Genomic DNA, 7,940 nt, shown 5'->3' with positions numbered 1-7,940 from the left:
AGCGCACAGGCCGATCCCGGCCACGCTGCGCCAGTCGGCTGCAGCCAGCATCCCCGCCGTCAGCGCTTGCGCCGCCGCCGACATGGTTCAGCGCCCTCCCGCCTCGGCGTTGGCCACGTGCGGCTGGCTGGCCGGGCCAGCCTTGGCAGCGGCCTTGCTGCCGCCGATCTGATCGAGCCGGATCGCCACCTCGCGCGTGTAATTGAATTCGGCCGGCCGCTGTTTGTCGAGCGCGATGTCGGGCGCCATCGCCCCTTCCGTGCGCACACCGCGCAGATTGACCATCATGGCCTTGAGCGGATGGCGCACCGTGTCCGCCACCGCGGTCGCCTCATACCCGCTGTGCACCATGCAGTCGGCGCACTTCTCGTAATTGCCGGTGCCGTAGGCGTCCCAGTCGGTGTCCTCCATCAGCTCGCGGAACGATGCCGCATAGCCCTCGCCCAGCAGATAGCACGGCCGCTGCCAGCCGAACACGGTACGGGTCGGATTGCCCCACGGCGTGCAGTGATACGTCTGATTCCCCGCCAGGAACGACAGGAACAGCGACGACTGGCTGAAATCCCATTTGCGTCCGCCATCGCCGCGCGCCAGGATATCGCGGAACAGCTGGCGCGTCTTGCCGCGCGTGAGGAAATGCGCCTGGTCCGGCGCCCGCTCATACGCATAGCCCGGCGAGACGGTGATGCCATCCACGCCGATGCCCTTCAGGCTGTCGAAGAAGCTGGCCACCTTGGCCGGATCGGCGTCGTTGAACAGCGTGCAGTTGATGTTGACGCGGAAGCCGCGCGCCTTGGCGGCCCGGATGGCGGCAACCGCGCGCTCGTAAACGCCATCCTGGCTGACCGAATGATCATGCATCTCGCGGTCGCCGTCGAGGTGCACCGACCACACGAAATACGGGCTGGGTTCATACTGGTCCAGCTTCTTCTCCAGCAGCAGCGCGTTGGTGCACAGGTAAACGAAGCGCTTGCGCGCCATGATGCCGCGCACGATGGCCGGCATCTCCTTGTGCAGCAACGGCTCGCCGCCGGCGATCGACACCACCGGCGCGCCCGATTCGTCCACCGCCTGCAGACAATCCGCCAGCGACAGCCGCAGATCCAGGATCGGATCGGGATAATCGATCTTGCCGCAGCCATTGCAGGCCAGATTGCAGCGGAACAGCGGCTCCAGCATCAGCGCCAGCGGATAGCGCTTGCGCCCGGCCAGTTGCTGGCGCACGATATAGGCCCCGACGCGGGCCGCCTGCAGTAAAGGTATAGCCAAATCAGCCTCCGGATGAGGAACAGCTTCTTCAGTTCACAATCAAATCGACACCGGCTGCACCTCCGCCAGCTCGGCGGGCAGGCGGAACTGCGCGGATTCTTCCTTGCCGTCCATGGTCGACACCTGCACCGGTCCCAGCCTGCGCAGCGCGGCCAGCACGTCCTCCACCATCGACTCGGGCGCCGAGGCGCCGGCCGTGATGCCGACCACCTTCGCTTCGCGCACCCAGGCCGGATCGAGCTCGCTGCCGTCGGCGATCAGATAGCTGGGCACGCCGCAGGCGGTGCCGATCTCGCGCAGACGGATGGAATTGGAACTGTTGGTGGCGCCGATCACCAGCAGCACATCGACCTGCGGCGCCAGCTGCCGTACCGCGCTCTGGCGGTTCTGCGTGGCGTAGCAGATGTCGTTGGTGTCCGGTCCCACCAGATCGGAGAAACGGCGCTGCAGCGCGGCGATGATGTTGCGCGTGTCGTCCATGCTCAGCGTGGTCTGGGTGACGTAGGCGGCCGGCGTGTCCGGCGCCAGGCTCATGCGGGCGACATCGGCCTCGTTCTCGACCAGGATCACCGGTCCCGGAATCTGACCCATGGTGCCTATCACTTCCGGGTGACCCGCGTGGCCGATCAGGATCACCGCGCGGCCGCTGGCGGCGTATTGGCGGCCCTGCTTGTGGATTTTCTGCACCAGCGGACAGGTAGCGTCGATCGGCTGCAGGCCACGCTCGCTGGCCTCTTCCTCTACCGATTGGGGGACCCCGTGGGCGCTGAACACGGTCACCGCGCCGGCCGGCACCGCTTCCAGCGTCTCGACGAAGCGCGCGCCCTTGTCGCGCAGGTTGTTGACCACATGCTTGTTGTGGACGATCTCATGACGCACGAACACCGGCGCCCCGAATTTGATCAGGGCACGGTCGACTATTTCCACCGCTCTCACGACGCCGGCACAAAAGCCGCGTGGCTGGGCGAGAATCACCTGCATACACAAGCTCCCTTCTGGGGTCCAGATGGATCGATTTGGGGAAGATGCAACACATTTTGCGCGATAGGACTTACTATATACCGGGATTGGTTTTTGTGCATTTTTTTGCCAGCATCTTTTTTCTCATATCGATGACCGCTGACGACATTCTTGTGACGGGCGCTTCCGGCTTTCTCGGCTCGGCGGTGGTGCGCCGGGCGCTGGCGCGCGGCCTGCGCGTGCGCGTGCTGGTGCGGCCCGACAGTCCGCGCACCAACCTGCGCGACCTGCCCGTGACGGTGGCGGTGGGCGACATGCGCGACGCCGCCGCCATGCGCGCCGCCCTGGCCGGCGTGCGCCACCTGTGCCACGTGGCGGCCGACTACCGCCTGTGGGCGCCCGATGCCGAAGACATCGTCCGCGCCAATCAGACCGGCACCGCGGCGGTGATGGAAGCCGCGCTGGCCTGCGGCGTCGAACGCGTGGTCTACACCAGCAGCGTGGCCACCCTGCGCGTGGCCGGCGCCAGCGCGCCGGTGGCCGAGGATGCGCCGCTGGAACCGCAACAGGCCATCGGCGCCTACAAGCGCAGCAAGGTACTGGCCGAACGCCTGGTCGAGCGCATGGTGGCCGAGCGCGGCCTGCCGGCCGTGATCGTCAATCCGTCGACCCCGGTCGGGCCGCGCGACGTGCGCCCCACCCCGACCGGCCGCATCATCGTGGAAGCGGCGGCCGGCCGCATGCCGGCGTTCGTCGACACCGGTCTCAATCTGGTGCACGTGGACGACGTGGCCGAGGGCCATTTGCTGGCGCTGGACCAGGGCCGCATCGGCCAGCGCTACATCCTGGGCGGGCAGGATGCCACGCTGCGCGAGATTCTGGCCGAAATCGCCGCCATCAGCGGCCGGCGCGCGCCCGGCATCCGCCTGCCGCGCTGGCCGCTGTATCCGCTGGCGCATCTGGCGCAGGGCGCGGCGCGCTTCACCGGCCGCGAGCCCTTCCTGACGGTCGATGGACTGAACATGTCGCGCTACCACATGTTTTTCAGCTCGGCCAAGGCGCGGCAGGAACTGGGCTACACGGCCCGCCCCTACCGCGACGGACTGCGCGAGGCGCTGGAGTGGTTCCGCGACGCCGGTTATCTGCATCGCTCAGCGTAGGAAACGCAGCGCCAGCCGGGCCAGGCGCGGCACCGTCTCCGGCCGCAACAGGCGCGCATCGTAGCCGGCCATGCGGCGCTGGTTCTCCGCCAGGCACAGTTCGATCAGTGCGCGCGCTTCCAGCGGCTCGGCCACGGCAGCCGACCCGGTCATCGTGAAGTTGGCGTCTTGCGCCGTCCCGTCGGCGTCGATGCCGCGCGCGATGCCGATGCGTTCCCAGATCAGGAACAGCCACACGCGCGCCACCTTGAGGCTGAACAGCGGCCGCCGCCACCATGGCAGCTGGCGTTTGTACCAGGCCGCCCAGTTGACGAAGAACAGGATGTGACGGCCCTCTTCCTGGATCACCGGCTCGAAGGTCTCGACCAGGTCGGCGGGGAAGAAGCCGGAGCGCTTGGCCGCCGCGAACAGGCCGAAGGCGAAAAAACTGTCGATGCATTCGCTGTAGCCGGTCACCAGCCAGCCCCATTCCGGGTCGGCCGGCGGCGGATAGTCGGGCTCGGGCGCGAGCGGGATGCCATAGGCTTCCACCAGCTTGGACAGCACCACCTTGTGGCGCGCCTCCTCGTCCGCGTCCATCTCCAGCGCGCGCCGCAGCAGCGGGTGCTGCACGGTGGCGGCAAAAGTGCGCACGCGCATGGTGGCGCGGCCTTCGGTCTGCACGGCGATGTCCCAGATCGGCAGCGAGGTGACACGCTGCAGCGCCTCCGGCGACAACTGCGGCCAGTCGATCACGGCCGGCTTGTAGGGATTGTGGGTTTGCAGCAGCAGTTCGCAAAACATCCGCAAATGGCGGTCGGGACCGGCCGGGACGGGATCGGGCGAGGGATCGGCCCAGTGGCGCATGGCGTGGTCCGCCTGCAATACCTGCGTTTGATCGGCCATCGGCACTCCACGGTAGGAAGTTATGGTTGTATCAACTGCTGTCGGCTCGATTGTACAGCGATCCGGCACCGCTGTGTGCCACCCTCCGCCGAGAGGGAGATGCGGGGCGGGGGCCGGGGGGCGCAGGACACCATTGGCGGTGCGGGCATACCCTGCCGCTCACGCACCGTCACCCTGGCGCAGGTAGGGTGCGGTGCGGCTGTCGGGATGCGCCGCCACCTCGGCCGGCGGCGCGCTGGCGACAATGCGGCCGCCCTCCTCGCCCGCGCCGGGACCGACGTCGATCAGCCAGTCGGCGTCCGCCAGCACCTGCACGTTGTGCTCGACCACGATCACGCTGTTGCCGGCGTCGACCAGACCGTGCAGCTGGCGCAGCAGCAAATCGATGTCGGCCGGATGCAGGCCGGTGGTCGGCTCGTCCAGCACGTACAGCGTGTCGCCGCGGCTGGCGCGCTGCAGCTCGGTCGCCAGCTTGATGCGCTGCGCTTCGCCGCCGGACAGTTCGGTGGCCGGCTGGCCCAGGCGCAGATAGCCGAGGCCGACCGCGCGCAGCGTTTCCAGCGCCTGGCGCAACGGCGCGACATCCTCGAAGAACGCCCAGGCCGCATCGACCGTCATCGCCAGCACCTCGGCGATGTTGTGCTCGCGGTAGCGCACCGCCAGCGTCTCCGGGTTGTAGCGCGCGCCGGCGCATTCGGGACACGGCGCGTAGACGCTGGGCAGGAACAGCAGCTCGACCATCACGAAGCCCTCGCCCGAACAGTGCGGGCAGCGGCCCTTGGCGACATTAAACGAGAAGCGGCCGGCATCGTAGCGGCGCGCCCTGGCCATGCGCGTGGCGGCGAACAGCTTGCGCACGTGGTCGAACAGCCCGGTATAAGTGGCCAGGTTGGAACGCGGCGTGCGGCCGATCGGCTTTTGATCGACCTGCACCAGCCGCCGCACCGACGCCATGCCGCCGGCGATGCGGCCATGCAGCTCGCCGCCATCGGTCTGTTCCAGCAATTCCTCGCTGCTGGTGGCCGCTTCCGGGACCGGCGTCTGGCCGAGCTGGGCCTGCACCAGCTGCACCAGCGCCTGGCTGACCAGGCTGGACTTGCCCGAGCCGGAGACGCCGCTGACCGCCGCCAGCACGCCCAGCGGGAAATCGGCGTCCAGCGCCTGCAGATTATGGCGCGTCACCGCGCGCAGCCGCAGCCAGTCCGCTGGCGCCCGCGGCGTGCGCGTGGCGCGCGGCGTGGTGTCGAACAGGTACTGCGCGGTGCGCGACGCCTCGACCTTGGCCAGTCCGGCCGGCACGCCGCTGTACAGGATGCGGCCGCCGTTCTGGCCGGCCTGCGGACCGACATCGACGATCCAGTCCGCGCGCCGTATCACCTCCAGCGCATGCTCGACCACGAACAGCGAATTGCCGGCGGCTTTCAGGCGCTCCAGCGCGCGCAGCAGCGCCTCGGTGTCGGCCGGATGCAGGCCGGCGGATGGCTCGTCCAGCACATACACCACGCCGAACAGGCTGGAACGCACCTGCGTCGCCAGACGCAGGCGCTGCAGCTCACCCGGCGACAGGGTCGGCGTGCCGCGTTCCAGATTCAGGTAGCCCAGGCCCAGGTCCAGCAGCACGTGCAGCCGCGCCAGCAGGTCGGCGCAGATCCGCTCGGTGACCAGCGCCTTTTCCGGATGCCGCCTGGCGTCCTTGCCGCGCGCCGGCTTGCCTTGCGCGTAAGGTTGCAACAGCTGCGCCAGCTGGCGCAGCGACAGCCGGCTGATTTCAGTGATGTCATAACCGGCGAAACGCACCGACAACGCTTCACGGCGCAGCCGCTTGCCCTCGCACAACGGACAATCCATGCTGACCAGATACTGCGCCACCCGCTTCTTCATCAGCGGGCTCTCGGTGCCGGCGAAGGTCTGCAGCACATACTTGCGGGCGCCGGTGAACGTGCCCTGATAGCTGGGCGTCTCCTTGCGCTTGAGCGCGCGGCGCGTCTCGGCCGGCGTCAGGCCCGCGTAGACCGGCACGGTCGGCTGCTCGTCGGTGAACAAAATCCAGTCGCGCACCTTTTTCGGCAACTCGCGCCACGGCGTATCGACGTCGTATCCGAGCGTGACCAGGATGTCGCGCAGGTTCTGGCCGTGCCATGCGGTCGGCCAGGCCGCCACGGCGCGTTCGCGGATGGTCAGGCCGGGATCGGGCACCATCGATTGCTCGGTGGCGTCGTAGATGCGGCCCAGGCCGTGGCACTGCGGACAGGCGCCCTGCGGGGTGTTGGGCGAAAACGATTCGGCATACAGCAACTCCTGTCCACGCGGATAATCGCCGGCGCGCGAATACAACATGCGCAGCGAATTCGACAGGGTACTGACGCTGCCGACCGACGAGCGCGTGGTCGGCGTGCCGCGCTGTTGTTGCAATGCCACGGCGGGCGGCAGGCCATCGACGGCATCGACCTCGGGCACCGGCATCTGGTGGAACAGCCGGCGCGCGTACGGCGACACCGACTCCAGATAGCGCCGCTGGGCCTCCGCGTACAGCGTGCCGAACGCCAGCGACGACTTGCCCGAACCGGACACGCCGGTGAACACCACCAGCGCGTTGCGCGGGATATCGACATCGACATTTTGCAGATTGTGCTCGCGCGCGCCGCGCACGCGGACGTAGCCTTCGAAATCGTTGGGCATGATCCAGGTCAGCAATGGTGATGAGGCCAGCATCGCCGATCGCCGTGCGCAAGTATGTACGACAACGCACCCCGAGCGTGACCGGCCTAACAGACGGGCCGCGCCGCCTTGATGCAAGCTGTACTTACCCACCAACCTGAAGGAGCCCATCATGAGCAAACCGACCCAAGGCGGCAAGAACGGCAACAACAGCAAACTGGAAGAGGCCAAGGCCGGCAACAAGTCTACGGCCAAAGGCAACAGCCAGTCGGCGTCCTCGTCCGGCAACAAGAGCACCGGCGGCTCCAGCAAGGCCGGCAACAAATCCAAGTAAGTTCCCTGGGCGGCGCGGGTTCCCCTACCGCCCGCTTCAAGCCATCATCAGCACCGGCAGCGTCATTTGCTTCAGCACGGTACGCGAGGTGCCGCCCACCAGCAATTCGCGGACCCGGGTGTGGCCATAGCAGCCCATGACCAGCAAATCGGCGCCAGTCTCGCCCGCCAGCGCCAGCAGGCCGTCGCCGACGTCACCATCGGTGTCGCGCACCACCACTTCGAGCTGCACATTGTGGCGCGCCAGAAACCGCGCCAGATCGGCGCCCGGCTCCGGCCCATGCGCGGCATACACGCTATCCGGATTGAACACCGCCAGCGTCACCAGCCGGGCGCGCCGCAGCAGCGGCAGCGCCGCCTCGATCGCGCGGCTGGCCGCCATGCCGCCGTCCCAGGCCAGCAGCGGCCGTTCGGCCACGTGCGTGAATTCGCCGTGCCCCGGCACCACCACCACCGGCCGCGGACTGTGCAATATCAGCTGCTGCGGCACGAAGCTGCCGCCGGGCGCGGCCTGCGGCACCACCGCCAGGTCGCAATAGCGCGACTGCAGCGTCAGGCTGCCGATCAGGCTGTCGTCGGTCAGCCGCTGTTCGCACGCGTCCACGCCCAGCCGGCCGACCGTGGCGGCGAAACCGGCCAGCGCCGCGCGGGCGCCGTCGCGCAGCGCCGCCAGAT

The 7,940-nt window shown here is 68.2% G+C and carries 7 protein-coding genes; 2 read left to right on the top strand and 5 right to left on the bottom strand.

Going from position 1 to position 7,940, the window contains the following annotated elements; genetic code table 11:
- Nucleotides 1-87: 87 nt before the first annotated feature.
- Both hpnH and ispH read right to left on the bottom strand, forming a co-directional pair.
- Nucleotides 88-1,269, bottom strand: a complete 1,182-nt coding sequence (gene hpnH / locus E4L98_RS29700; protein ID WP_135205148.1) for an adenosyl-hopene transferase HpnH — start codon at nt 1,267-1,269, stop codon at nt 88-90.
- Nucleotides 1,270-1,308: 39 nt separating this feature from the next.
- Nucleotides 1,309-2,250: a 4-hydroxy-3-methylbut-2-enyl diphosphate reductase gene (gene ispH / locus E4L98_RS29695; protein ID WP_135205147.1), complete on the bottom strand. Its 942-nt coding sequence runs from the start codon at nt 2,248-2,250 to the stop codon at nt 1,309-1,311.
- 131 nt (nt 2,251-2,381) lie between these two features.
- On the opposite strand from ispH, the gene hpnA reads away from it, so the two are divergent.
- Nucleotides 2,382-3,389 (top strand): hopanoid-associated sugar epimerase, encoded by a 1,008-nt coding sequence (hpnA, locus tag E4L98_RS29690; RefSeq protein ID WP_135205146.1) that lies wholly within the window; start codon nt 2,382-2,384, stop codon nt 3,387-3,389.
- Here hpnA and E4L98_RS29685 read toward each other — a convergent pair.
- Nucleotides 3,381-4,274, bottom strand: coding sequence for a ferritin-like domain-containing protein (locus E4L98_RS29685; protein WP_135205145.1), 894 nt, complete (start codon nt 4,272-4,274; stop codon nt 3,381-3,383). The two genes, hpnA and E4L98_RS29685, sit on opposite strands and share 9 nt — an antisense overlap.
- Before the next feature lie 159 nt (nt 4,275-4,433).
- On the bottom strand, nt 4,434-6,986 hold the full coding sequence (locus E4L98_RS29680; RefSeq protein ID WP_205746865.1) for an excinuclease ABC subunit UvrA: 2,553 nt from the start codon (nt 6,984-6,986) through the stop codon (nt 4,434-4,436).
- Nucleotides 6,987-7,104: 118 nt separating this feature from the next.
- On the opposite strand from E4L98_RS29680, the gene E4L98_RS30280 reads away from it, so the two are divergent.
- Nucleotides 7,105-7,266, top strand: coding sequence for a hypothetical protein (locus tag E4L98_RS30280; RefSeq protein ID WP_167761493.1), 162 nt, complete (start codon nt 7,105-7,107; stop codon nt 7,264-7,266).
- A 36-nt stretch (nt 7,267-7,302) separates the two neighbouring features.
- On the opposite strand, the gene E4L98_RS29675 is transcribed toward E4L98_RS30280, so the two are convergent.
- Nucleotides 7,303-7,940: universal stress protein (locus E4L98_RS29675; protein WP_167761492.1), on the bottom strand; the 638-nt coding region annotated here is incomplete at its 5' end.

It is taken from the genome of Duganella callida, from assembly GCF_004614165.1.
In the GTDB taxonomy this organism is placed as follows: domain Bacteria; phylum Pseudomonadota; class Gammaproteobacteria; order Burkholderiales; family Burkholderiaceae_D; genus Rugamonas; species Rugamonas callida.
This window is presented reverse-complemented; position numbering and strand designations above follow the sequence as displayed.

Excerpts from the sequence above, each read along its gene's own strand:
- E4L98_RS30280 (WP_167761493.1), top strand. The coding sequence starts at position 7,105 with ATGAGCAAACCGACCCAAGGCGGCAAGAACGGCAACAACAGCAAACTG.
- E4L98_RS29680 (WP_205746865.1), bottom strand. The coding sequence starts at position 6,986 with ATGCTGGCCTCATCACCATTGCTGACCTGGATCATGCCCAACGATTTC.
- E4L98_RS29685 (WP_135205145.1), bottom strand. The coding sequence starts at position 4,274 with ATGGCCGATCAAACGCAGGTATTGCAGGCGGACCACGCCATGCGCCAC.
- hpnA (WP_135205146.1), top strand. The coding sequence starts at position 2,382 with ATGACCGCTGACGACATTCTTGTGACGGGCGCTTCCGGCTTTCTCGGC.
- ispH (WP_135205147.1), bottom strand. The coding sequence starts at position 2,250 with ATGCAGGTGATTCTCGCCCAGCCACGCGGCTTTTGTGCCGGCGTCGTG.